The sequence below is a fragment of the Pseudomonas sp. PSPC3-2 genome (assembly GCF_049897085.1).
Taxonomy (GTDB): domain Bacteria; phylum Pseudomonadota; class Gammaproteobacteria; order Pseudomonadales; family Pseudomonadaceae; genus Aquipseudomonas; species Aquipseudomonas paraveronii.
In genome coordinates this window covers 191,110-216,267 of the sequence record NZ_JAFCVO010000006.1, presented here as the reverse complement: position 1 = coordinate 216,267, position 25,158 = coordinate 191,110, and the positions used below count along the sequence as shown (strand labels likewise).

General features: G+C 54.6%; 23 protein-coding genes and 1 tRNA gene. 16 read left to right on the top strand and 8 right to left on the bottom strand.

Features of this window, described 5'->3' with window-relative positions; translation table 11 throughout:
- Nucleotides 1-77: 77 nt before the first annotated feature.
- Together desA and ACP7CJ_RS12575 are read left to right on the top strand one after the other, a co-directional pair.
- Nucleotides 78-1,262 carry a delta-9 fatty acid desaturase DesA gene (gene desA, locus ACP7CJ_RS12580; RefSeq protein WP_276195775.1) on the top strand — a complete coding sequence of 395 codons (1,185 nt, stop codon included), beginning with the start codon at nt 78-80 and terminating at the stop codon, nt 1,260-1,262.
- Nucleotides 1,263-1,463: 201 nt separating this feature from the next.
- Entirely contained in the window at nt 1,464-2,465 is a 1,002-nt protein-coding gene (locus ACP7CJ_RS12575) for a GGDEF domain-containing protein (protein ID WP_426101789.1), read from the top strand.
- A gap of 65 nt (nt 2,466-2,530) precedes the next feature.
- Here the strand turns inward: ACP7CJ_RS12575 and ACP7CJ_RS12570 are convergent, their stop codons facing one another.
- From ACP7CJ_RS12570 to gabD, 3 genes are all read right to left on the bottom strand, one after another.
- Nucleotides 2,531-3,739 carry an HDOD domain-containing protein gene (locus ACP7CJ_RS12570; protein ID WP_426101787.1) on the bottom strand — a complete coding sequence of 403 codons (1,209 nt, stop codon included), beginning with the start codon at nt 3,737-3,739 and terminating at the stop codon, nt 2,531-2,533.
- A gap of 140 nt (nt 3,740-3,879) precedes the next feature.
- Entirely contained in the window at nt 3,880-5,157 is a 1,278-nt protein-coding gene (gabT, locus tag ACP7CJ_RS12565) for a 4-aminobutyrate--2-oxoglutarate transaminase (RefSeq protein WP_247400183.1), read from the bottom strand.
- A 182-nt stretch (nt 5,158-5,339) separates the two neighbouring features.
- The gene (gabD, locus tag ACP7CJ_RS12560) at nt 5,340-6,782 is read right to left on the bottom strand and encodes an NADP-dependent succinate-semialdehyde dehydrogenase (RefSeq protein ID WP_276195770.1); all 1,443 of its coding nucleotides are present in this window, start codon (nt 6,780-6,782) and stop codon (nt 5,340-5,342) included.
- A gap of 369 nt (nt 6,783-7,151) precedes the next feature.
- On the opposite strand from gabD, the gene ACP7CJ_RS12555 reads away from it, so the two are divergent.
- The 11 genes from ACP7CJ_RS12555 (at nt 7,152) to ACP7CJ_RS12505 (ending at nt 16,694) form a co-directional block, all read left to right on the top strand.
- Nucleotides 7,152-7,228: transfer RNA gene (locus tag ACP7CJ_RS12555), tRNA-Arg, on the top strand.
- A 167-nt stretch (nt 7,229-7,395) separates the two neighbouring features.
- The gene (locus tag ACP7CJ_RS12550) at nt 7,396-8,631 is read left to right on the top strand and encodes a tyrosine-type recombinase/integrase (RefSeq protein ID WP_426101785.1); all 1,236 of its coding nucleotides are present in this window, start codon (nt 7,396-7,398) and stop codon (nt 8,629-8,631) included.
- Between the two features lie 490 nt (nt 8,632-9,121).
- Nucleotides 9,122-9,370 (top strand): helix-turn-helix domain-containing protein, encoded by a 249-nt coding sequence (locus tag ACP7CJ_RS12545; protein ID WP_116079674.1) that lies wholly within the window; start codon nt 9,122-9,124, stop codon nt 9,368-9,370.
- 92 nt (nt 9,371-9,462) lie between these two features.
- Nucleotides 9,463-9,723: a helix-turn-helix transcriptional regulator gene (locus tag ACP7CJ_RS12540; RefSeq protein ID WP_426101783.1), complete on the top strand. Its 261-nt coding sequence runs from the start codon at nt 9,463-9,465 to the stop codon at nt 9,721-9,723.
- Nucleotides 9,720-10,025, top strand: coding sequence for a hypothetical protein (locus ACP7CJ_RS12535; RefSeq protein ID WP_426101781.1), 306 nt, complete (start codon nt 9,720-9,722; stop codon nt 10,023-10,025). Before ACP7CJ_RS12540 ends, ACP7CJ_RS12535 begins: the two co-directional genes overlap by 4 nt.
- Before the next feature lie 528 nt (nt 10,026-10,553).
- A complete protein-coding gene (locus ACP7CJ_RS12530; RefSeq protein ID WP_017846196.1) occupies nt 10,554-10,838 on the top strand; it encodes a hypothetical protein in 285 nt (94 codons plus the stop codon).
- Nucleotides 10,835-11,107, top strand: a complete 273-nt coding sequence (locus ACP7CJ_RS12525; RefSeq protein WP_178912076.1) for a DUF3077 domain-containing protein — start codon at nt 10,835-10,837, stop codon at nt 11,105-11,107. Before ACP7CJ_RS12530 ends, ACP7CJ_RS12525 begins: the two co-directional genes overlap by 4 nt.
- On the top strand, nt 11,104-13,992 hold the full coding sequence (locus ACP7CJ_RS12520; protein ID WP_426101779.1) for a DUF927 domain-containing protein: 2,889 nt from the start codon (nt 11,104-11,106) through the stop codon (nt 13,990-13,992). The genes ACP7CJ_RS12525 and ACP7CJ_RS12520 overlap by 4 nt, the downstream gene beginning before the upstream one ends.
- 95 nt (nt 13,993-14,087) lie before the next feature.
- Complete coding sequence (locus ACP7CJ_RS12515) at nt 14,088-14,930, top strand: chromosome segregation protein SMC (RefSeq protein WP_426101777.1); 843 nt, start codon at nt 14,088-14,090, stop codon at nt 14,928-14,930.
- A gap of 64 nt (nt 14,931-14,994) precedes the next feature.
- Nucleotides 14,995-15,204, top strand: coding sequence for a hypothetical protein (locus ACP7CJ_RS12510; RefSeq protein ID WP_426101775.1), 210 nt, complete (start codon nt 14,995-14,997; stop codon nt 15,202-15,204).
- 365 nt (nt 15,205-15,569) lie between these two features.
- Nucleotides 15,570-16,694, top strand: coding sequence for a DUF4238 domain-containing protein (locus ACP7CJ_RS12505; RefSeq protein ID WP_426101773.1), 1,125 nt, complete (start codon nt 15,570-15,572; stop codon nt 16,692-16,694).
- A 341-nt stretch (nt 16,695-17,035) separates the two neighbouring features.
- Here ACP7CJ_RS12505 and ACP7CJ_RS12500 read toward each other — a convergent pair whose 3' ends face one another.
- Together ACP7CJ_RS12500 and ACP7CJ_RS12495 are read right to left on the bottom strand one after the other, a co-directional pair.
- Nucleotides 17,036-17,923, bottom strand: coding sequence for a DUF4435 domain-containing protein (locus ACP7CJ_RS12500; RefSeq protein ID WP_426101771.1), 888 nt, complete (start codon nt 17,921-17,923; stop codon nt 17,036-17,038).
- A gap of 1 nt (nt 17,924) precedes the next feature.
- A complete protein-coding gene (locus tag ACP7CJ_RS12495; protein ID WP_426101769.1) occupies nt 17,925-19,244 on the bottom strand; it encodes an AAA family ATPase in 1,320 nt (439 codons plus the stop codon).
- A 528-nt stretch (nt 19,245-19,772) separates the two neighbouring features.
- Between ACP7CJ_RS12495 and ACP7CJ_RS12490 the strand changes: the two genes are divergently transcribed.
- Both ACP7CJ_RS12490 and ACP7CJ_RS12485 read left to right on the top strand, forming a co-directional pair.
- Entirely contained in the window at nt 19,773-20,396 is a 624-nt protein-coding gene (locus tag ACP7CJ_RS12490) for a hypothetical protein (protein WP_426101767.1), read from the top strand.
- 70 nt (nt 20,397-20,466) lie between these two features.
- Nucleotides 20,467-21,114, top strand: coding sequence for a hypothetical protein (locus ACP7CJ_RS12485; protein ID WP_426101765.1), 648 nt, complete (start codon nt 20,467-20,469; stop codon nt 21,112-21,114).
- A 1,671-nt stretch (nt 21,115-22,785) separates the two neighbouring features.
- Here ACP7CJ_RS12485 and ACP7CJ_RS12480 read toward each other — a convergent pair.
- On the bottom strand, nt 22,786-23,244 hold the full coding sequence (locus tag ACP7CJ_RS12480; protein WP_426101763.1) for a hypothetical protein: 459 nt from the start codon (nt 23,242-23,244) through the stop codon (nt 22,786-22,788).
- Between the two features lie 34 nt (nt 23,245-23,278).
- A complete protein-coding gene (locus tag ACP7CJ_RS12475) occupies nt 23,279-23,716 on the bottom strand; it encodes a hypothetical protein (protein ID WP_321850321.1) in 438 nt (145 codons plus the stop codon).
- A gap of 369 nt (nt 23,717-24,085) precedes the next feature.
- On the opposite strand from ACP7CJ_RS12475, the gene ACP7CJ_RS12470 reads away from it, so the two are divergent.
- The gene (locus tag ACP7CJ_RS12470) at nt 24,086-24,307 is read left to right on the top strand and encodes a hypothetical protein (protein ID WP_056858122.1); all 222 of its coding nucleotides are present in this window, start codon (nt 24,086-24,088) and stop codon (nt 24,305-24,307) included.
- A 347-nt stretch (nt 24,308-24,654) separates the two neighbouring features.
- Here the strand turns inward: ACP7CJ_RS12470 and ACP7CJ_RS12465 are convergent, their stop codons facing one another.
- A complete protein-coding gene (locus tag ACP7CJ_RS12465; RefSeq protein WP_426101761.1) occupies nt 24,655-25,101 on the bottom strand; it encodes a GNAT family N-acetyltransferase in 447 nt (148 codons plus the stop codon).
- Between the last annotated feature and the right edge of the window lie 57 nt (nt 25,102-25,158).

Genomic DNA, 25,158 nt, shown 5'->3' with positions numbered 1-25,158 from the left:
AGGTCGGCTGGTTTTCTCTGTAGGCTTAGTGATAATGCGTAAGCTGTTTTTTTCTTTATCTGAGGGCCATACAGCCTATGTGGTACAACGGTTTTCTTGACCTGTCAGCCTGGCAACTGGTGGCAGTCACCCTGTTGATGACCCACGTGACCATCATTGGGGTCACCGTCTATCTGCACCGCTATTCAGCCCATCGCTCCCTGGAGCTCAATGCTGGCCTGAAACACTTCTTCCGCTTCTGGCTGTGGCTGACCACGGCGCAGAACACCCGCGAGTGGACCGCCATCCACCGCAAGCACCACGCCAAATGCGAAACCGTCGACGATCCACACAGTCCCGTCATTAAAGGCCTGTCTACCGTATTGCGCAAAGGCGCCGAGCTCTATCGCGCCGAAGCGGAGAACCCCGAGACACTGCGCATCTACGGCAAGAACTGCCCGGACGACTGGATCGAACGCAAACTCTACACGCCTTACCCGCTGCTGGGTGTGGCAATCATGGGTGTGATCGACCTTCTGCTGTTCGGCACCATCGGTATCACTATCTGGGCGATCCAGATGATGTGGATTCCATTCTGGGCCGCCGGCGTGATCAACGGCCTGGGCCATGCCGTGGGCTATCGCAACTTCGAATGCCGGGACGCGGCGACCAACCTGGTGCCGTGGGGCATCATTGTGGGCGGTGAAGAGCTGCACAACAACCACCACACCTACCCCAACTCCGCCAAGCTGTCGGTGAAGAAATGGGAGTTCGACCTCGGCTGGGCGTGGATCAAACTGTTCAGCTTCCTGCGCCTGGCCAAGGTGCAGCGTGTCGCGCCGATCGCCCACCGCGTGGAAGGCAAGGGCCACCTGGACATGGACACCGCCATGGCGATCCTCAACAACCGTTTCCAGATCATGGCCCAGTACCGCAAGCTGGTGATCGGCCCGCTGGTCAAGCAGGAACTGGAGAAGGTCGATCACTCGGTGCGCCACCAGTTCCACCGTGCCAAACGCCTGCTGTCGCGGGAAACCAGCCTGCTGGATGACCGTCACCACCTGCGTATCCAGAGCATGCTGGAACACAGCCAGGCCCTGAAAGTGATCTACGAAAAGCGTCTGGCCCTGCAGCAGATCTGGCTCAAAACCAGCTCCAACGGCCACGATATGCTGGCCGCGATCAAGGAGTGGGTGCATGAGGCCGAGGCCAGCGGCATCCAGTCCCTGCGCGATTTTGCCCACCAACTGAAGACTTATTCGTTGCGCCCAGCAGCGGTGTGAACACGCCGGGGGAAGGCTTGCCTTCCCCCCGCGATCACTTTTTTGACGCCATTCTCCAGACACCCCTTAATCCGTCAAAATCGCCCCCGATGACGGAACTTAGACGCAATTCACCCCTCTCAAACAACACTTCGCCATCATGGCGGCCCCTTGTTGTGACCGCTGCTGAACCCTGCGGCGCGCCCAGAGAGAGTTGTGCCGATGGTCCAAAAAAAGACTCACCTACTCGATCCCCCGACCGCTGAAACCCCACGCCCCCCTACCGCAGCGAACTTGCTGGCGTTGATGCACGCCCAGGGCGAGGTCGAGCGGCTGAGTGAGCGTGAACAATTACTGAGTTCACTGCTGGTCAGCGTGAGTGCGGTGCTATGGGCCATCGACTGGGAGTCGCGGCGCGTGCTGTATGTGAGCCCGGCGTATGAGCGGGTGTTCGGCCGTTCAGCCGGCCTGCTGCTGGCCGACCACCGGGAATGGCGCAACAGCATTCATCCCGAAGACCTCGACTACGCCGAACACAGCCTGGCCCGCGTGTTGGACCAAGGCGCCGTGGAAGACCGCGAGTACCGCATCATCACGGCCGACGGGCAGATTCGCTGGCTCAGCGACAAGTGCTATATCAACCAGCAGGTCGAGCCGGGTGAACCGCTGATTGTGGTCGGCATGGCCGAGGACATCACCGACAAGAAACAAATGGAGCTGGAGCTGCACCGTCTGGCCACCACCGACGTGCTGACCCAGAGCAGCAACCGCCGGCACTTTTTCGAATGCGCCAACCAGGCCTTCGACAGTGCCTGCGCCCAGGCTGCGCCGCTGGCGTTCCTGCTGCTGGACATCGATGACTTCAAGGACGTCAACGACACCTACGGCCACCTGGAGGGCGATCAAGTGTTGCGGCGCATCGCCGAGAGCGGTCGTAGCGTATTACGCCGTGGCGACCTGTTCGGGCGGATTGGCGGCGAAGAGTTCGCCGCTGTACTCCCCGGTTGCGCGCCGGAGACGGCCCTGCAAGTCGCTGAACGGCTTGGCAAGAAAATCCAGGCGTTGAGCTTCAGCTATGACGGCCATGCGTTTACCGTGACGGTCAGCCAGGGGCTGGCCAGCCTCAACGAGCAAGACTCGACCTTGAACAGCCTGTTCGGCCGCGCCGACGCCGCCATGTATGAAGCCAAGCGCCTGGGCAAAAACCGCGTGGTTGCTGGCTAGAGGATCAACACAGATCAAATGTGCGAGTGGGCTTGCCCCCTCCCACATTTGAATTGCATAGCCCTCTAGGCCTTGCGCAACCTCATCAGCTCCGACAACCCCACCTTGAGCAAGCGCGCGGTTTTGCTCCTGGCCAGTGCTTCCAGCCCTTCATGCTCGGTCAACCGCGCCATCTGCGCCGCCAGGTTCATCACCAGCGCCTCCCGCGAATACACCCCGCCCTCCAGCGAGTAGACCGCCGCGATCAACTGGCGCAGCTCCAGCGGCAAGCGCCAACGCGTGCGCAACGACGAACCGTAAGCGGCACCCAAGGCGTGGAGGGACTCGCCAATCACTTCGTCATCCAACGCCCCGCCACCCTGGCGCCAGTCTTCCAGGCAGCGCAATAAAGCCAGGTCGCCGAGCCGATGCAGGATACCCGCGCTGTAACAGCGCTCGTGGTCCAGCTCCAGCATGCGCGCCAGGCGGCGGGCGTAGTCGGCGGTGTCTTGGGACAACTGCCAGTGACGCTCGGCATACGCCACCAGGCCTGGATCACCCAACACCACGCGGTGCTTGAGGGCCAGACCGAGGATCAGGTTCATGCTTTGCCCGGCCAGCAGCGTGTGCAGCGCCGCCGACAGGGTCTGCACCGGCGTGCCGTGATTGCCCGCGCTGTTGGCGGCGGCAATCAGCACGGCGGTGATCTGCGGGTCCATGCGCACCCGGTCTTCCAGGCGATTGAGGTCCAGGCCCTCCGGCCCGAGGCTGTCTTGCACGGCGGCCTTCACATCGACCCACAGCGGCGCGCCATCGCAGGCATCGCGGCGGCGCTCGAGGAACACCGGCAAGGTCATGCCCGGCGCCAGTCGCGGCACTTCGCAGTACACGCTTTCGCCTTCGTTGAGCAGCAGGTCTTGCAGGCGCTGGGTCAGGCCTTCCATGTTCAGGGGTTTGGTCAGATACGCCGTGGGCGCCAGGGGCAAGGCCTCACGCACGCTGGCGCTGTCATTGCGGCTACTGAGCAGGATGAACGGCAGCGCGGGCGAACGACGCTGCTGGCGCACGTTGCGCAACAGGCTCAGGCCATCGATGCCCGGCAGTTCCCAATCCGCCACGATCAGGTCGTAGGCTTTGTCGCGCAGCAGCGTAGCCGCTTGCCAGCCATCGGCACACACATCCAACCGTGCATCGCAGCGCACATTCAACAACACCTGCTTGAGCAGGTCCCGCGACCAAGGGTCTGCCTCGGCAATCAACACTCGGGGTACAGCGGGCAAATCAACAGCACTCATCCAGCACGCTCCATCCGCAATGCCTGCACCTTAGACAATGCGGCGGCCTACGCACAATGAACAGCCGTTGAATGTGCTGTATCGGGCACAAAAAAAACCCGCCGAAGCGGGTTTTTTCTATCGATCGGTTCAGCCCGTGCTTACAGCTCGGAGAAGCACTCTTCGATGATTGCCAAGCCTTTGTCCAACTGCGCATCCGGCGCGGTCAACGGGACCAGTACGCGCAACACGTTGCCGTAAGGGCCGCAGGACAGCAGGATCAAGCCCTTCTCACGCGCCTTGGCCACCACGGAGGCGACGGCAGCGGCGTTTGGCTTGTGGCTGTCGCCACCTTCGAACAGCTCGATCGCGATCATCGCGCCCAGGGCACGCACGTCGCCGATCACCGGGTACTTGGCCTGGATGGCCTTGAGGCCGGTGACCAGACGCTCGCCGACGGCTTTGCAGCGATCCAGCAGGTGTTCTTCTTCGAACACTTCCAACACGGCCAGGGCCGCGGCGCAAGCGATCGGGCTACCGGCGTAGGTGCCGCCCAGGCCACCTGGCGCAATGGCGTCCATGTATTCGGCCTTGCCGCACACACCGGCCAACGGGAAACCGCCAGCGATGGATTTGGCGAAGGTGGTCAGGTCGGCAGTCACGCCCATCTGTTCCATGGCGAAGAACGTACCGGTACGGCCGGCACCGGTTTGCACTTCGTCGGCGATCAGCAGGATGCCGTGCTTGTCGCACAGTTCACGCAGGCGCTTCATGAAGGCTTTAGGCGCGACGTAGAAACCGCCTTCGCCCTGCACTGGCTCAATGATGATGGCAGCGATATCACGCGGCTCGGCATCGTTTTTGAAGATGCGTTCGATGCTGGCGATGGAGTCGTCGTCGCTCACGCCATGCAGCTCGTTCGGGAACAGCGCGCGGAAGATGCCGCCTGGCATCAGGCCCATGCCGGCCGAGTAAGGCACGACTTTACCGGTGAGGCCCAGGGTCATCATGGTGCGACCGTGGTACGCGCCGGTGAACGCGATAATGCCAGCACGGCCAGTCGCGGCACGGGCGATTTTCACGGCGTTCTCAACGGCTTCGGAACCGGTGGTGACCAGCAGGGTTTTCTTGGCGAAATCACCTGGGACCTTGGCGTTGATTTTTTCGCACAGTTCCACGTAAGGCTCGTAGGCCAGTACCTGGAAGCAAGTGTGGGTCAGCTTGTTCAGCTGCTCGGTCACGGCCGCGATGATTTTCGGGTGTACGTGACCGGTGTTCAGCACGGCGATACCGCCGGCGAAGTCGATGAACTCGCGACCTTCAACGTCGGTCACCGTGGAGTTCTTCGCGGATTCGGCGAAGATCGGGTGAATCTGGCCAACACCGCGTGGTACAGCGGCTTCGCGGCGTTTCATCAAAGAAGCGTTGGTCTTGCTCATAAAGTCCTCATTCGCCACTCATCGGGTGGCGTGGTCCAAGGAATACGTGGCGGGGAGGCAACTAGGGCAGCATGCGATGATCGACTGCCACAGCGTTCCCGGCCACTACGAATAACGATGTAAAACGCGCAAAGGGTCAGCGCTCTCGTGCCCTTTGCGCTTGCAGCAATGCCTTGCCGGGCTTAGATGCCCAGGCAGAGGTATTTGATTTCCAGGTAATCCTCGATCCCGTACTTGGAACCCTCACGGCCCAGGCCCGAAGCCTTGATGCCGCCGAACGGTGCCACTTCGTTGGAGATCAGCCCGGTGTTGACGCCGACCATGCCATATTCCAGGGCTTCGGCCACACGGAATACACGGCTCAGGTCGCGAGCATAGAAGTAGGAAGCCAGACCGAACTCGGTGTCGTTGGACATCGCGATCACTTCGGCTTCGTCCTTGAAACGGAACAGCGGCGCCAGCGGGCCGAAGGTTTCTTCCTTCGCCACAGCGGCGTTTTTCGGCACGTTGGTCAGGATGGTCGGCTCGAAGAAGTTACCTTCCATGACCTTGCCACCCGCCAGCAGCGTAGCGCCTTTGGCCAGGGCATCAGCAATGTGCTCCTGGACCTTGGCCACAGCTTTGCCGTCGATCAGCGGGCCGGTAGTGGTGCCGTCTTCCAGACCGTTGCCGATCTTGAGCTTGGCCACCGCCACTTTGAGTTTTTCAGCGAACGCGTCGTACACCGCGTCTTGAACGTACAGACGGTTGGCGCAGACGCAGGTCTGGCCGTTGTTGCGGTACTTGGAGATGATCGCGCCTTCGACGGCCTTATCCAGGTCAGCGTCATCGAACACGATGAACGGCGCGTTGCCGCCCAATTCCAGGGACACTTTCTTGATGTCCTTGGCGCATTCAGCCATCAACTGGCGACCGATTTCGGTCGAGCCGGTGAAGGACAATTTACGCACGATCGGGTTGCTGGTCAGCTCGCTGCCGATATCGCCGGCGCTGCCGGAGACCACGCTGAACACGCCTTTCGGAATGCCGGCACGCTGGGCCAATTCAGCCAGGGCGAACGCGGAGAACGGCGTTTGCGATGCAGGCTTGAGCACCATGGTGCAACCAGCGGCCAGGGCCGGGCCGGCTTTACGCGTGATCATCGCAGCAGGGAAGTTCCACGGTGTGATGGCGGCGGTCACGCCGATCGGTTGCTTGATCACGATCAGACGCTTGTCCGGCTGGTGGCCGGGAATCACGTCACCGTAGACGCGCTTGGCTTCTTCGGCGAACCACTCGATAAAGGACGCGGCGTAGACAATTTCGCCCTTGGCTTCGGCCAGCGGCTTGCCCTGTTCCAGCGTCATCAGACGGGCCAGGTCTTCCTGGTTCTCGATGATCAGCTCGAACCAGCGGCGCAGCTTGTTGGCGCGCTCCTTGGCGGTCAGCGCACGCCAGGCCGGCAGCGCCTTGTCGGCGGCTTCGATAGCGCGGCGGGTTTCAGCGGCGCCCATCTTCGGCACGGTGCCGAGAATTTCGCCCGTGGCGGGGTTGTTGACCTTGATGGTCTGACCGTTGTCCGCATCGACCCAAGCCCCATCGATAAAGGCTTGCTGGCGGAACAACTGGGCATCTTTAAGCTGCATGTCGGCTTTCCTTAACAGCACCGCGCGCGCGCGGAGCGAATTAGAGTTTTTGAAAGGCGCCTTGTGGGCTGCCGTCAGGGAAATCAGCCCCAGCGTGCAAGCAAGTGGATAGCGCACGGGAGACAGAGCGTTTGAAATCTCAAACGAATCCTAGGATCAATGGGGGTATAGGGCAATAGGATGTTCGAAAAAAAGAACAAAAACCGCACATTTGCCAGATCTATCGGATCAGCGACCTTCAGCCCGGTTTCCCGCCACCGCTCCCTCGCGCCCGGCGCAGAGCCCCAACACAGACAATTCCTACCCGCCAACGGCCAAAAACCAGCATGGACGCCCAAGGTCGACATGGGTATGATGGCGCCCGCACAAGCATCCGTAGCTCAGCTGGATAGAGTACTGCCCTCCGAAGGCAGGGGTCGTGGGTTCGAATCCCGCCGGGTGCACCATATAGCAGTCTCGGGCTGTCTCAGACAGTCTACGAAACACCCCAAGAAGCCCGCCCCGTGCGGGCTTTCTTGTTTCTGGCTATCCATCCCTGTCCACCCCTATAACTTCCCGCCGTGTATGCCCACGTGTATGCTTTGAGATTCCTATAACTGGAGGCATACAGGAAGTGAAGCGCTCTGAAATCAAACGCCGCCCCTTAGCAGATACCACCCTTTCAGGCCTGGAGCCGGAGCACGCTACATATCGGGAGCAGGACGGGAATGGCCTGTACTTCCGGGTGAAACCTAACGGTCAAAAATCGTGGGAGCTGCGCTACAAAAAGCCAGACGGGAAATGGTCTTGGCTGGGTCTCGGAGGCTACCCGGAAATCAGTGGCTCTTTGGCGAGACAGAAAGCAGCTCAACTGCGGGAAGACGCATCGACCGGCAAAAATCCATTGGTGAGCAAGCAAGCTCGCAAGGTTGCAGACCAGGTTGCTGCCAACAACACCTTTGAAGCATTAGGCCGCGAGTGGTTTGAGGCCAGACGCACAAGCTGGGAGTCAGGTACGTCTCGACGAGTGCTTGGCGCACTGGAGCTTCACGTGTTCCCCGTGCTCGGCAAACGCGTATACACGGAAATACTGCCCCTGGAATGGATGGAGTTTCTACGCGGCATGGAGCAGAAGGGGATCATTGAACAAATGGGCCGAGTTCGTGCCTTTTGCAAAGAGATCTATGACCTGGCACGCGTAACAGGACGAGCCGTCCACAACCCCCTTGAAGGTCTCAGCAAATTCCTGCAATCACGTAGCGCTGAAAACTATGCACACGTTTCGATTGAAGAACTGCCTGCTCTACTTCGAGCGATCAACTCCTACCCTCACGCAAAGGACGTTCGTATAGGGCTTCGCTTGCTGTCCTTATTAGCATCGCGCCCGAGCGAAATCCGAGAAGCACGCTGGTCAGAAATCGATCTCTCCAAAAAGCTATGGACGATCCCGGCCGAGCGAATGAAACGTCGTCGCGAACATGTGGTGCCTCTCTCTCGACAGGCAATTGAAGCGCTCACTGAGTTACGAACACTGACAGGTGCGTACCCTCTCCTATTTCCAGGCAGGAAAGACAGGACAGTCCCCCGTAGCAATACAGTCTTTCTAATGGCGCTCCGCAGACTGGGATATGCCGGTCGGCAAACAGGTCACGGCTTTCGTCACATCGCGAGCACCATACTCAATGAGCAGGGTTTCGATGAAAATCACATTGAGGCCCAGCTCTCTCACGCAAAGGAAGGAATAGCAGGGGTGTACAACAAGGCGGTTTACCTGCCTCAGCGCAGAGTGATGATGCAGTGGTACGCAGATCATCTGGATGAGCTAGTAGATGGCAACATTATTCAGGGACAGTTTGGCAAGGCGGGTTGAATACGCCAACCGCACACCCATCAAAAATCGGTGTTACTGGTGTTACGCACGTTACGCATCCGACCAAACAATTGATTTTATTGAATATTTATTGCGTAACACCTATTAAAAGAGATCCGTACACCATGTGTTACGCGTCAAAAGCGTGTTACGCCTAAGGCGCCCAAAACCTCTGGCGGCCATCTCTTATTGGTCGCCCCACGCTGAGGAGGGGCCGCTGTTATCGGACTACCAGAAGGGGCTCAGGGGACTACCGTTCGTCGGGGATTCACTGGATTTCATTTCTCACTTTCCGATTTTTAACTGTATAGAAAACCAGTAGGGCAAGGTAGGACAGCCCCGGAAAAAACTGAAACTTTGCTGCGATCTTGCTCAATTAAATTGCCTTATCCATAAACCCCGCGTCGAAAACTATAAAAATAAAACTTTTAAAAAATAGAAAATCGTTTACATAGCTGGGGCCTGTACGAACTACGACAGGAAACGCGCTATGCAGCCTCACGACACTTCACACCACTCCACCACCTCTCTCACCCCTGCTTGTTTGCTCACTACCGACCAAGTCGCTAATGCACTAGGTCTGTCCAGCCGAACGCTTGCCGCCTGGCGAAGTTCTCGCAGCAACTCACTTCCCTATATCAAAACCGGGTCTCGGGTTCGTTATCGCTCCCAAGACGTGGTCGCGTGGCTTGAAACCCAACTGCGCTCACCTGCAAAAACCGCTGGAGACAGGACCTGATGAGCGCCCCAAAGCAATCTGCAAAAGTTGTGGGGCTTGCGCCCTCCACTCCACGAGAAAGTCACCAAAAGGCCCCTAGCGGATCCGCATGCTTGCCGATCAGCGCGCCTCATACGGAACTGGGACAGTTCGATCCGGCCGCCACGCTGATACGCATCAATCAAGTCATAGCCCTGACAGGTATCGGCCGCGCAACGGTTTACAAACTGATGAGCCAGCCCGAGAGCGGTTTTCCGCAAGCCGTGAAGCTCACCGACAGCACAGCCCGTGGCGCTCCGGTCGCGTGGGTGTTGGCTGAAGTTTTGAGTTGGACGCGTGCACGTATCGCATCTCGCGACAGGGTGGCGGCATGAAGAACAGTGTCGCTAACAAGGCTATTTTGCAGCCCTTCTCTGCACTCAGAAAAGTCGGTTTCTCGTCACGATGGATGAAACGTTTTGAGCGTCATCGCACAGAGCAAAAACGCCTGAATCGAGTAGTTGTAGTCATGCGATGGGCAGACGGTACCTGGTGTGCACTGTCAGTACCCAGCGAAGCACCGCGTGCCGTGATAGTGGATGAAGGGCAACAAATCGACGCTTACGAAGATGCACGATCTTGCCTCGAAGCCGACTTCCTTCCACTGCTCTCCCTGCGCTGGGAAGCCAATGCCTGAAACGAAAACGCCCCCGGCGGCAACCGGAGGCGTTGAGGTAAATCTAAATGCCTGATCAATTTATGCCGCATCGAAGAAATCCGCAAGCGATCCGCCCAGTTGCACTTTTAAAAAACGGACGTTACTCTCTGGCCGTCGCTGCAAATTCAGCGAACGGGCTTGGTAACCCGACGAAATCAAGGCGCAACAGCGCCCCATTACGATTGCAGGCGCTTTTTTTGTGCCCGCAATTACGTGTTATGGCGGCTGTGCGTGGGAGGCATTCGTGCCTGCCGGGTTCCTTGATTCCCGGTTTACCAACCTGCGCACAGCTGCCACCCATTCGCTTGGTAACGAACGTGGCAGCTCCTCAAATCAAGGAGCTACACAGATGAAACACGCCCTCAATCCGTCCAAAATTCGCGCTGCTGCTCATCGAGCAATGGCTCTCGCCGCTTTACACGCCAACTCCAGCCTCGCTACACGTCTCTCCCGTTACAACGCCCATATGTCCAAGGCTCGCGCCCTGGAAGCCGCAGGAGGTGCCCAATGAGCATGCTCCCAGGCTTTGCACTGCCCGAGGATCTACTCTGCGTCAGCCAAGACGCCGAAGCCGGTCTACCTATCGACGCCATCACCTGTGCGCTCGACCGTGCCGATTCAGTTCTCATGCTGTTGGAAGATCACTTAGACGGGGATAAACCCCTGCTCTCCAACCGCGTGCTGTCGTCCGTTATTTGGGATGTGCGCGGCACCTTGGGCCTGATCAAAACACTCACCATGTACGGTGATGCCTCATCTGTGCCAATGGGCCAGAAAGGCGGTGCTCTGTGACCCACTCCAGCACGCTTGGACGCTCCGAGTTTTCCCCTGCCAACGGTAACGGCCAGAACCTGTTTCGGGTGAATGCCGGTATCCCGCTGGAGGACGCACTTGAGGCTGTCTCCCAGATTCTGCACCACGCCAATCAACTGATCCTAGACGCGGCCATCAGCGATGCGGGCGAGCGTTTTAGTTGGCCTGCGTTCTACCTCGGCGAGATGGCCAAGGCGCTGATCGACGACGTGAACGAGGCGCTGCTTGAGTCGAGGACCACACCATGACTCAGCGCACCGGCAACACCTCAAAACGTCCCAGCTTTGCCGACGTAAAAAGCGCAGCTCTGAAGAACATCGACCGCGTCCTTACTCACTGGCTGCCGAACGGCAAACGCGTCGACGGCGGCAAGGAATACACCGCACCAAACCCCACACGCACGGACAAACATGCAGGCTCACTCAAGGTCAATTTGAGCAAAGGCACCTGGGCAGATTTCGCCACTGGCGATAAGGGCGGTGACCTGATCGACCTGGTGCGCTACATCGACGGCGGCACGGACGTCGATGCCTGCAAAAAGCTGGCGGATCTGCTCAGTGTTTCCGCTGGCTCTGCGACTGCCAAAAGCGCACCGGCCAAGAGCGCTACGCCGGAGTGGATTGCGATCCAGCCGATCCCGGCCGAGGCCATGAACAAGTGCCCAACCAAACACCGGCAACACGGTGTTCCGTCCAAGGTGTGGATCTATCGGGATGCGCAAGGCCAACCGGTCATGGCGCTGTATCGATTCGACTTGGGCCCAGATGAAGACGGCAAACCGAGGAAGGTCTTTGCGCCGCTGACCTGGTGCAAGCGCTCCGATGGACAAACCACACAATGGCGCTGGCAAGGCTTGGCGGAGCCTCGGCCCCTGCTGCGTCTGAATGAGCTGGTACAGCGCACCGATGCGCCCGTCGTGTTGTGTGAAGGCGAGAAGGCTGCTGACGCCGCCGCTGAGTTATTGCCCGACCACGTAGCCACCTGCTGGCCGAACGGCTCAAACTCTTGGCACAAGGTCGACCTAACACCACTCAAAGGGCGCACGGTGGCGCTCTGGCCGGATAACGATGCCAGCGGCAAGGCGTGCATGGACTCCATCGAGCTCAAGCTGATTGAGCTGGGCGCCGCTTCCGTACAGCGAATCTCGCTCGACGTGTTCAAGCTCAAGCCCAGCAGCAAAGGCGGCAAGCCGACGCTCGTCAAAGGTGGAAAATGGGCGGACGGCGACGATGCAGCTGACGCGTTAGCCAAAGGCTGGACCGCTGGCCACGTCGCCGAGCTGGTGCGCGACGGTGAGTTTTTCGGCAGCGTCGCTGAGACCACCGAGCCTCAACAACCGAAGGCTAAGGCGCCGGCCAAACGCTCTGCGAAATTGAAAAATGACCTGTTGCCGGGTGGCTTTCGCCTGACGCCTGAAGGGGTGTTTTATTCCGGCGATGATGGTGAGGCGCGCCCCGTGTGCTCGCCTCTCGAAATCATCGCTCGCACTCGCGACGACAAGGGCCACAACTGGGGTTTGTTGGTCGAGTTCGATGACCCGGACGGCGCCAAAAAACGCTGGAACATTCCGGCCCGAACCATGACCGGCGACTTCGGCAAGGACGTACTCGGCCCACTGGTCGACATGGGCCTGCGCCTCGCTGGAAGCCGTTCGGGGCGGAATGCCCGCAACGACCTGCAGAGTTATCTCGGTGGCTTCGATAGCGCCCAGCGCGCACGCTTGGTGACGCGCTTGGGCTGGCATGACAATGCGTTTCTATTGCCCGAACAACAGATAGGCTCGCACGCCGAACACCTGCATTTTTATGAAGCTGGTGCGCAGTTGCCACCGATCAGCGAGGCGGGCTCTCTGGAGCAATGGCAGCAGCAAATCGGCGCACTGTGCGTTGGCAACCACCGCTTGGCATTTGTCGTCTCTGTGGCGTTTGCAGGGCCTCTGCTCAACCTGCTCGGGCATGAGTCGGGCGGCTTTCACCTGTATGGCGACAGTTCCGGGGGCAAGACTACCCACTTGCAGGTCGCTGCCTCGGTTTATGGCGGGCCTCGTCTGGTGCGTTCGTGGCGCTCGACAGATAACGCTTTGGAGTCCATCGCCGCTGCACACTCAGACGGTCTCCTGGTGCTGGATGAAATCGGCATGTGCGACCCGCGCATTATCGGCGAGACGGTCTACATGCTCGGCAATGGCACCGGCAAGGCCCGGGCGAATGATCGAGGACAAGCGGGCCGACAGGTGCAGGAATGGCGCTTGCTGTTTCTCTCGACCGGCGAGAAGACATTGGCGCAGCACATGGCGGATGCCAACAAGGAGCTGAAAGCCGGCATGGAGGTGCGCATGCTCGCCGTGCCGGCGGATGCAAGCAAAGGGCTCGGCATGTTCGATGTGCTGAACGGTTTTGAGGACGCTGCCGCCCTCTCCGATGCGCTCAAGGCGCGTGTAGCCAAATACTACGGCACACCCCTCGCTGCCTTCCTGCACGCACTGTGTGTGCCTGGCGAAATGCTCAGGTGGTCGGTGATCGTTCGCCATACGGTGGAGCAGTTCATCACCCAAAACCTGCCCGCCTCGGCCAGCGGCCAGGCCCAGCGCGCCGCCCTTCGCTTTGGCCTCGCAGCAGCGGCCGGAGAGTTGGCCACCGCCTTCGGCGTCACCGGCTGGCCGGACGGTACGGCCACGACCGCCGCACGTGTGTGCCTGCACGCGTGGCTGGCCGAACGCGGCGGCGCCGGTAACTTCGAGGGCGATGCGATCTTGGCGCGACTGCGCCAGGTGATCGAGCGCTTCGGAGAAAGCCGCTTTACCCGTTGGGAATCTGCTGCCGCCAAGATCGACGAACACGGCCCACGCACGATTGATCGGTTGGGCTTTCGCAAGACGATGGAACACGGCATGGGTGATGCCCTGCACACGACCAACACCTACTACGTGCTGCCTGAAGCCTGGAGGGCCGAAATCTTCAAGGGCATGAACATCAGTGCGGTGAACAAGGAGCTACTGCAACGGGGCGTACTTGAGCCGGGAAGCGACGGAAAGGCGTACAGCTTGATTCGCCTGCCCGGGTTAGGACCTCAACGCTGCTATGTGGTGAAGACAGTTTCAGGAACAGATGAAAGCGAGGCTAAGGCCGCCTGACGGCATGCCTGCCGATCGAGGTAGCGCCGGCTCATTCCCGGCCTCGCCAGCCGTTGAACCATCCTTATCAACCGCAATGCCCAGAGACAATACAGATGAACACTATCCAAGAACTGAAAGACCGCCGCGACAAACTGACCCTCGAAATGGAGAGCATTCAGAGCGATCTCGCGCCTTTGGAAGTAGCGCTCGATAGCCCTGAGGTGATCCAACAGCGCCGACAAAAGGCTGTGCAGGATGAAATCAACGATCACAAAAGACGCATCGACTCGCGAGGTCTTGAGATCCACCTCCTGAATCAAAAGATCGATCGCCTTGAGGCACTGGCGAACCGTGAGAGCTTGGCTGCGGGCTACCTCAGCGGCATGGCGACCTGGAAAGCCGACGAGATGGAACTCAACGAAAAGCGCATCAGTATCGAGACCCGGTTGCAGCAGGTCCGCCAGAGCGCCCAGGAAGACATGGCAAAAGCTCGACAAGCTGAAACGGACGCCGCCACCGCTTACGCGCAGGCTGTCGCATGGGGCGATGTGGAGGGCGAGAAAGCCGCTAACGCAGAAGCTCAAAAGGCAGCAAAAAACCTCACGGCGGCGGTTGAGTATCACCGCCGCCAACAATTGCTCATCACCGCACTAGAGCAAGAGCTGGAGACGATTGATCTGCACATCACAGAGGCTCAAAAAGAACGCGACAAGATCGAGAACAAAGCGGCTCACCTGGCGAACACTGTGCTGGAAGAACAATGGAACGAGGCCGCGAAAGCATTGCTGGAGACCGGCGGCAAGCTGTGGGCTGCACGAAAACTGATTAGTCGAGATCCGGTTGCTCTGCTGAAGCTGGACATCCCTGAGCAAGGCGAAAACTTCGGAAGCTGGACCTGGCGAGCGCTTGCAGATCGCTCACGCCAACACAGCCTGATTGACCTATTGGCAGCCTAACCCAACCCTTCCCCGAAGCAACCTGCGAGAAACAGGTTGTTTCGGACATACCAACGGTCCCCACATGAACAAACCACCTCAGAACAGCACCCAATGGCCAGAGCACCTGAAGGCTCGAAAGCTCCATTTGAACGGGATAATTATCGCCCTAGCCGAAAAAAAGGAACCCAATAAAAAAGAAAACAAGCACAGCAAAATCGAGACGTTGACGATTGAAGCAATCAAAGCAGAGCTTGATTTCATTGACCATCAGCTCAAAAGGAACGGTGGCTAATGCAAAGGCGGAAGTCTGCCTTACAGATGGAGTTCTTACTTGCCCCGCTTCCGGCCAAAAGCCGCTGGTCACGATCAGACACCATAGATCCACAGGGCCTTCACTCACGCAATGAGTCACTTAAATTCGATTCGATGAATGAGCTGAGGATCAAGAAAATTTCATAGTCCCTAGAGAAGGCGCCCCCTTAGGTGCTAGCTTTCTGGCGGACAACCAACGTTTAAAGCAGAAAATATAGTTAGTCTCTTTTTAGCGAGTGACGAAGAGGCTTCTGAAAAACATGGTAGCCATATTCGCACGCGCTCGAATATATTGTTCACGGAGTAAAATATGCGCTGTTATCAGCGCAAAAAAAGGAGGACCCGATGCCAAAACAACAGTCGTACCGGCACCACTACGTCCCACAATGGTACCAACGAGGATTCCTCCTAAAAGGGCATACTGCATTTAAAATATTGGATATGTGTCCGGATGTCTTCCGCGACAACAAGGGTACGATTGTTGGGAAAGGACGGCAGATATTAACCAAGGGTTCGGATGCTTGGTTTTTTGAGCGAAATCTTTACACGATTCGAGTTTTCGGGGAACCAAACGACGACATTGAGAGATTGCTATTTGGAGAAATAGATAGAACGGGGAAGGAAGCAATAAAAGCATTAGTAGAAAATGACTTAGAAAAAATCCACTTTACATACACACAAGTTTTTGAATTCCTCGACGCACTTAGGCTGCGCACACCTAAAGGCCTACGCTTCCTTCGTTCAAAACTTCAAGCAAGAAATCAACAAGAACTCATGTTTCGTATGCAAGAGTTTCGCAGGATGCACTGTGTCATGTGGATGGAGGGCTCGATTGAAATTTTTGAGGCGGCCCAGTCTGCTACTAAGTTCATTTTTTCAGACCATCCCGTGACATTTTTCAACCCTCATGTGTTCCCAAAAGATCGAGGAATACCTGAGGGTTTAGACGCGCCTCAGCATTGGTTAGGAACACAAACTCTTGTGCCTCTTGATAGTAATCGTGTGATGGTGATCACCCATCGGGAATGGGGGCAAAAGCAAGGCGAGCTTCGAGCTAGAAAGTCTCGTACCAACCCTCGACTATTCGATAATCCACTGATTACTTACGACAGAATTCAGAGAGGAAGGCAGCTTTCTGAAAGGCAAGTTCGGGAGGTCAATTACATAATCAAGATGCGCGCGGAGCGATATATCGCTAGTTGCACAGAAGGAGATCTATTTCCTGAGCGCCAGCTCAAAACGACGCTCTGGAGCAAGCTGGGAAAGTTCCTACTTCCTCGAAGCTATGCGACGGCGCCTCAAGTCGGCTTCATGACAGTGAAGATGCAGGATGGGACCTATTATTTTCAAGATGAATTCGGTCGTCGCCCAAACAGCAAAACCGAATTTAATAAAGCGAAAAAAGATGCAAAAGAGATGGAAGCAATGATGAAGAGAGTTCTGGATAAGCACTTCCAGAAAAATGACTAACTAAAAACATACTTCTTTTTAACCCTATCAACTGATAGCATTCAGAATACCCAAATAATTTGCACCATCTACAAATGAAGCAAATAGAATCATATAAAGCAATACAAGAAATGTTCAACTTTTAAATTCAAAAAGTTTTTATCTACGGATAATCCCTAAACAGGTAGGTACTTGCCGAATCTAGACTTCTTAACGAAGTCAGAAAGTTAGCTCGCGCTACTACGCATACCAGCGCTGGCAAAATGGCAGATACCCGATTCGACTGGACGCCCTGAGCGGGGCGTCCTACGGAGCTTTAAAAACTGCCCAGCAGCCGTCGATTTCACCCCGCAACGCAGGACCTAAGAGACACCATGCCAATTTGAAGTAGAGCCTTTATTATCTAAAACATAGTTTCGGCAATTTGATATTTTTTCAACACCGCACGATTTGGAAAGCCTTACTTTTAGATTTAGGTCACTCATTAAGGTTCTAACCGTTGAACGTAACCTCGTTTTCAACAAAGGAAATAGATAATCTTTACCAGAAACGAAGTCCAAATCGTCCAACTGACTTTTCGCATGCTCAAGCAAGATCTTCTCTCGTGTAACTCTATAATTGTCCTCGCCAACTTTACCAATTGCTTTGCCGGCCAAGTCTGCTAGACGAGCAGCAAGCTTAACATCGTCTATACATCCATCACTGCCTGAAACTAGATGCTTAACTTCATAAGAGATGGTCGGTTCAGACGGATTAAGAACTCGGGATATTGCATACTCAATAAACAAATCTTTCAACTTAGACTTATTCAAAGCACTCCAACCTTCGTAATCAAAAGCGTCGATAAGATCAGACTCAGCTCGAACCGGATCTTCCTCGTCCATTACCGTATGCAATGCGAGTGGATCCACCATTAAATTCTCTATGCAATAACAAGGCAACCGATATAGACCCACCTCGTCTTTCACATGATCTCCGGTAAGATGATAAATATCACCATCTATGATAAAAAGACTTGGACGGGTTAGAGAGTTTTTTTCTTCATTAAACTTAGAAATAACTGCCCCTCTCCCACCCAAAGGAAAAATTTGCTCGAGTTTGTAGGCTCCGTGAAAAATCCTTGAATATATCTTCGAAGCTATTTTTTCAGAGCCTAGAGCCGTATCTTCGATATAAATATCAATCTCGTTACGCTCTTCGAAGAAAACTGATTTAGCGAATTTACCGGCCGTGCCGCGCTCTGGTATCATATCAACGGCACCTAACCGATTTATTTTTATTATTCCCCACTATCTCTGGGGAATGAGTCGCCAGAATAAATTGAATACTTGGATTAATAGTGAATAAAACTTCAGAAATCTTTTCTTGCCACCTCAAATGCAGCGACAATTCAGGCTCATCAATAAGGAAGATAGCAGTAGAGTTTCTGCCACCAAAAAACACTTGAGCCAAGATTACAAGAATTTGCCTCTCACCAGAAGATAGCGCTTCGATAGTACATTCGCTACCACCTGGGCGGACGACCACCAGTTGCCCCACAGCGTCAATACCTAAACTTTTATTTGAGTCTTCATAAAACTCGTTAACAACCTTAAGAAATCCTCTGATAGGATTAAACAGCTGATCAACTCTTGATTTATGCTCATCAATAATATCAACTATTTTCGCCATCCTATCAATTTGAGCTTTATTCAAAAGCCACTCAATGGATACTTTATCTCCATTTTCTTGCAACTGTTCCGCCAACGTTGTGAGCCTAGTAAAGAAGTTATCAACCTCGCTACTTACCTTAGAATCCCTCGCAACAACTTTATAAAGAGCCTGCCTGATTTCCCTTTGCCGCTCTAACAATTTCCACTTGTTAATATCTGGAGCGAAAGACTCGTCATCCACCTCGCTATATTGAAAGGAGGAGAGCAAGATACTGTCTCGAAGATTGGACTGATGCTTCTCTTCCAACTCCCTTAACCGTCGATAGGTGTTCTGAACTAGAAGCTCAGTCTCCATCAAGCTTACGCCAAGAGAACCTTTTATATGCTTCCTGGTGGACAGTGTCTTTTTAACATTTCCTGAATAAAACACTTCACGATGCCGATAGTAGTCCTCCCCCTTCGTCTCTTCTCCGTCGCGGCGCCGGTCCAACCCTAAGAATATTGGTTTAGGGAGACTCGTAATAAGCTTCGTAACTTCATGATCCGTATAACGCCTAAGAATTAAATCTATTTCTTCCTCAAGCTTGTCATTCTTATGAAGAGGGAATTCGTCAGCACTGAAATTTGGTAAAACCAACTCCTCCTTACACACACTACAGGTAAGCACCTTATTATTTTCTCGCGTAAATGCAGATATTCGTATATTACGATTTTTGTCCTCTACAACCAACTCAACGCTTTCAAATGGAATAGTTAGCAAATCCTTGAAGTTCGGAGCAGCTAACGCATTAATTAGTTTTAGCTCTGTGGTCTTGCCAGAGCCATTCCCCCCAACCAAAAAGTTTATATCTCGATTGAAGTCCGTCTGAAAATCGAGATAGCCAAACACCTGCCTTGCTGAAAAACTCCGTATCTTCATTTTCTAAATTTCCTTTTTACGCATCAACACAGCTGATTAGATAACTTTACGACGCTCACTATTTTTAAGTAGCTTAATTTTTTTGAGTTTCACGAAGCATGTTCTCCTGCGACCCATATTATCTTCACCAAGATCCCGACTCTTGTCCATGGATTCTTTCAAGATTTTTATGCTAAGGACACTACTTCTCAAAAAGCCTCTGTATCCACCAGTTTGGACTACTCGGCGGCTCAGATTAGCCTCCCATGCACGAACTCGGCTGTCCGCTCTAAGCCGTCTCAGACCACGCCAGACCTTGTGCTTCTGGCTGATAGGTACGCCACACACATCAAGGAGCTTGGCCCGTCACCAGTGGGCGTAGGCTCAAATTTTTTCCTAAACATAGTCAAGATTTGGGATCATCAGACTCAGAAAGAGAGAGGAATGGAATGATATGGGTTTGAGGGTAAACGACGTATGAGGTCCCGCGCGTCTGGTTACTCTGTCTACAATGACCTATCAGCTCACTACATCTAAGCAGAGGTATCCATGGATCCAGGGAACGTATCAGCTATCATCTCTGCCGTAGCGGGTATCAGCGGGGTCTTACTCGGAAACTCTTTCGTCGCGATCAAAGAGTGGTGGACCAATCGGAATAAGGTTAACCAGGCTACGACTTACTTAGGAATTATTGTCGTCTCTCATTTGGAGAGATTTGCCACTGGGTGTTTAGAGGTTTCATTAGACGATGGAACTTCACAAGGTCAACCTGCAGGCGAAGGCGGGCAGTATGTAACAACTACTACAGCCCCTTTATTTCATCCATTGGAGCTTGATGTTGACTGGAGGCTATTACCAAAATATTTGATGTATTCGGTTCTTAGACTTCCCGATCAGCAGGACCAACTCCATGGAAGGCTTGGAGGAATAATGGAGTTTAATTACGACCCGCCAGATCATGCTGATTTTTTTTGGGCAAGGCGCCGTGGGTATGCCGTGTTAGGACTTCAGGCGTCTGACATAGCGAAAAACCTTCGTTCACACGCAGGGTTACCAGCAGACAAGCATCATCCAGGGGAATGGAGTCGGGATCAAAACATGAGGGATGTGATCGCCCATCTCGATGCTCTTGAAAAAAGTATATTACGAAACGCTAACCCGCACGAACTTTAATAATCTCAGACGGAACCGTCGCGAAGTGAACCGCTAGTTCCCACCTTAAAATCAGTTCAGGAGTTAAATTATGAGAAAAGCATTAAGGGTTTTACTTTTTATCAGTGGAGGCATGACCTTAGCTTTAATTATATATTTGATGTTTTTTGACCGGATCACCGATTACCTATCAAAACCCGATGCACCTGCGTGGGTTCAGGCTATTGGCGCAATCTTCGCCTTAGTTGTTGCTATCTTAGTGCCACATCTTCAGGTCAAGAAAGCTCTTTCTGAAAAACGGAAAGCAATGTTGGCTGTAGCCGAAGCGGCCAATGCACACGCCTGTAATATACGCGAAGTTATCGCCGCTACGAATTATACGGAAGGGCATGTTAGTCCCCGCATACATGAGGTTTATCACAAAGTCATAATAGAAGGCATAGTTAAGGCGCTTCAAGGGGTACCCATGCATGAGCTTGGATCAACTAATGGAGTCCTCGCGATGCTTAGTCTGACAGACCAGATGGTGTTTCTTGGTAACGCGGTCGAAGCGCTTATCTCAGGCCCCGCGCGACATCCAGAGCTGTCCAAGACGCTAGCGTCAATCGAGCCCAATGATCGGAAGTCGTATCGAGAGGCAAACGAGAGAGGCTTTGCGGTTTTGGCGGGGAACGTCAGAATACACTTGAACAAAATTTATAAAGACTACGAATCTCTGGTCAAATCGGTGCAACCATGACGTGATATCGCTAATTTCGCTGACTTTTTATAGCACCGCTAACATAGAAAAGTCGCCCCCCCCCTGGAGCCAAGTGTGAGTTTTTTTCATGCGCAACTGAGCGCCTAGCCGCCCTCCCCTACAGAGGTTTTACTCATAAAAGAAGCATCCATAGATAGCACAATCGTCTGTAGACGTGAATTGCAACCCTTGGAACTTGCAGACCGACTGCCTGCGGTGTATCTGCGACACCTCCATGTTATTTGCATTCCTCGACAACGACGCCACGTCTCTCCTTTAGGAGCAATCATCATAATCGGGGGAGGAAATCCGAACGGGCACCCTAAGGCCGTGGTCAACACGTGAGCAGGAGTGGGTCGTGGGTCGCTTCGCCCAGGTAGCGGGCCTTTCAGAAGTGAATGTGTGCTGATGACGGACAAGCGCTTCAATACCACTTGGATCACGCAACAGCATCCGGACCGGACCGCAGCCATGAACTAGTTCTCGTAGGGTAATGAGGACCAGGTGGCCATTGGACTATCCAGTCAATGGTGGTGATAACGGTAGCCAACAATTGACTGCCATACCTGTGGGTATTGACTCTGGACGACCTACAGAAAGCGCCATGCCCAAATGGTGGATATCGATGTAACACCTATTGACCGTGTAACACACCTAAACGATAAAATCGTACGCGCTTGTAACGAGAAAATATCCATAAAATTCAAATAGTTATACTTGATTGTAACACCCGTAACACCCGTAACACCGTATTTGAAGGAGCATCCCCCAGCCCCACCAACTACATCTCCTCCAGCGAAGAAACCGGTCCCGTCGACTGTTTCGAAAAATGGCCAGGCAATAGGCCACTCTGCTAATTGTGAGATAAGAACCCCGCGTGATCGTGCCTGCGGAGAGATACCCAGATCCAACTCACCAGATCGCCGGGGCCCCTGGGGGTTTCGGATAGTACGGGGTAGGAAACCCGCCGGATTGTGTTAGCGGAAGGGCACCCAGCTTAGTGAACAGGTGAACCTGGTGAACTCCAGTTCCCCTGTGCATATGCCCTACCCTTTAAGCCATCTGCGAGTACCGTTACCAATACGGTAACGATGCCCTTTTTCCTTCAAGATCCTTTCAATTTCAATATTGAAATTTCAGTAAGCTGGTGTGGTTGCCGCTACCACGATCCCGCGGGTTTCATGCCCCGTGTGAAGCTAAAGCTCTCAGGGTCCCCAGCGTGATTTCCTCTCATCGAAAGGCGGAGCCCGCGAAATTCGCTTGGTAGGCTTGAGCGCAAAGCGCCTGCCCACAACACCCGGATGCTGACTTTAGCGTTACACGCAGTGGCAGCGTTACATCGGAGGTACGCTATGTCGCCCGACTGTGTAACAGGCATGAAAGCCAATGAAACCGGGCGTTTGGTGAAGAGCGTTACACTCGTAACACCGGTTACACCAGTTTTGGAGGGGGGCTGGATACGTGCTCTCATGCTGCCTTTCCAAATTGGCCCTACACCACATGGTTGGCCTCTAGGGTGGGTAATTGCACTCAACCTGACCACCCATCTGCATTGCACTTGCCCACTCATTTGCATTCGACTTGGCAAGTCGTTCGCATCGGATTTGACCAGCACACTGGGTGGCCCTGATTGGCAGAAGTCGACCCAATGTGGAGACTGCAGAGATGAAATCACGCTCGCTTAAAAGCAACCTTAATCGCCGCACCAGCTTGACCAGCGAGCAAAGCTATCTCAGAGTTGATGACAACCTCGCTCCAAGACAATTTGGTTGCGACGCACACTATTAAATACAGCTCACAGTAGCGCCCCCCGAGTTCGGTTTTGACCCAAGCAAGGGTGCCCCCTAAGGCAGCCATCGTGACTGGGATGGAGATATACCGGCTTCCGTCCGTCACTCGCATGCCGCCACGACGACATTCGAAGTGAACGGCCAGTCGTTCGTAGGTCTCAATGTCAATGCCATGCACGACGACGAAATAGCTTAAGCAATCATCTTGGTTCACTGTAGTGATCATATTTTTACAGCCTACCTCGCAGGCCAACTCGTCATTGGTGTCATAGCAGATAAATTCCGCTTTTGGCCCACTTCTGCCAGTGTCGACCGGCTGTATTGGGACGTTTTCTTCCATCTCGCGACGGGCAGAAGACGACCCATAGCTGTCATTAAATTGAGGTAACGAAGCGGGTTTCGAGACCTACACTTACTGGCGGTAGCGCATTAATCAATACGACGGCGTCGTCGCCCTGGTTAAGGTAGATCAATGAGTCACCGGTCTCGAACGTAACTCTGAATCCGGCCAGCCAAGGCTCTTGCCCGTTGAAAGAGTCAAGAATCCCCTCAACTGCGCAAATTTTTGTGTTCTCGAGGTGGGTTGCTGATAGACCTGCAAGTAGGTTTTCCCTCTTCCAGGAGCAGGTCACGTTCGGCTCTATCTCGAAGGAAACCGGCGTATCACAAGGCAACAAGTCCGCGCCTACTCTCTCGCCATCACTCAAGAGATACATGGATACAACTTCTCGCTCGCCAAAACGCCACTCTAGAGAACCTATGTCTCCCAGATCTTTCTCGTCGTTGAAATAGTACTGATCGTGCAGCAGCACACTCAGCCGCTTTCCCAAAAGCGAACGTGCGTTTTGTAGGTCTAGGGCAGCTCTTGTAGGGGATGGGGAGTGTCGGCTAGACATCGGGCACCTCATACAGGTGGGAAGAGAGGCAGATACTACACAAACGCCATTACGTCCGCTTCTGGCCGTTTTCTGCCGATCAAGGCCACCCAGTGTGCTGGTCAAATCCGATGCAAACGATTGGTCAAGTCGAATGCAAATGGGTGGACAAGTCCATGCAACTACGCATCTAGGGAATCAAGATGGTCGGCGTGATTTCTGATCACCAGGTGGTAAGGACAGCTGATATGCAATGCTACTGGCTAGAGGTAGATTGACTACCTGATAACAGGGCGGGAGAACATCATGGAAGACACCCCTTTGCTTGCGTCATTGCTCAAGCGCATGAATGAAAACCAACTGGCCCTGGGGGCAGCTATCGAGGAGCTGTCAAACTGGGTTGAGCAAAGAGGATCTACAGAAGTGGCACAGAACATTCGAGGGGCACTGGATACCCTGGATGGAAATGCAGGATTCATCACCCTTGCGCTCGCCTCACTGGCAGCAGAAGGTCGAACGAAGAAGTAACCACTAAGCCGGATGGCAACACATCAGCAACCATTTGGTGTTGCTTTACCCTACGGGGATACCTCGAAAAAAGTGGCCAGACGGAAGCGCCGTGTATGCCCACATGTATGCCTAACCGAAGCACCACCAAACACACCCAATGAATACGGGCATATTACTGCCCAGTTCAAACGACGCCGGGCCATATAGCAGTCTCGTGCTATCTCAGACAGTCTACGCCCCCCCAAGAAGCCCGCCCCGTGCGGGCTTTCTTGTTTCTGGCTATCCATCCCTGTCCAACCCTACAACTGGAGGCATACAGGAAGTAAGGCGCACTGAAATCAAACGCCGAACACTACTTTCGAGAATCAAGGCAGCCGCTTCTCCATCGGCTGATAGATAAGCCCTGCGAACTCGCCCACGTCTCCTGACAGGGCGAATCCATAGCTTTCGTAGGCTGCCACCGAACACAACGATGCCCTGACCGTCACGACCTCATCCCTGACTTGCTCCAGTGCAGCGCTCATCAGGCGCATGCCGATGCCCCTACGTTGCGAGCCCGGCGCGACGAACAGCATCGCCACGTGGCGCCCTTCCTTGAGTTCAATCAGCCCCGTTATCGCCCCATCCGCGACACACACCAGCATTAGGTTGTCGCCCTCCATACGGTCGGCAAACGCCTGCGCCGCTGCCACCTTGGCGAAGGTCTCCACACCCTGCGTCGACAGCGAGGGCGCAACCGCAATCATGAACGCGTCGAGGCAAAGAGCGCTCGCGTGAGGCAGGTCGTCGTAGGTCAGTTTACGTATCTGCATAGCAGTCGCTCGTGTCTGGAAGATGAGAATGGGGCAATTCCCGCACTCAAAAGTCCG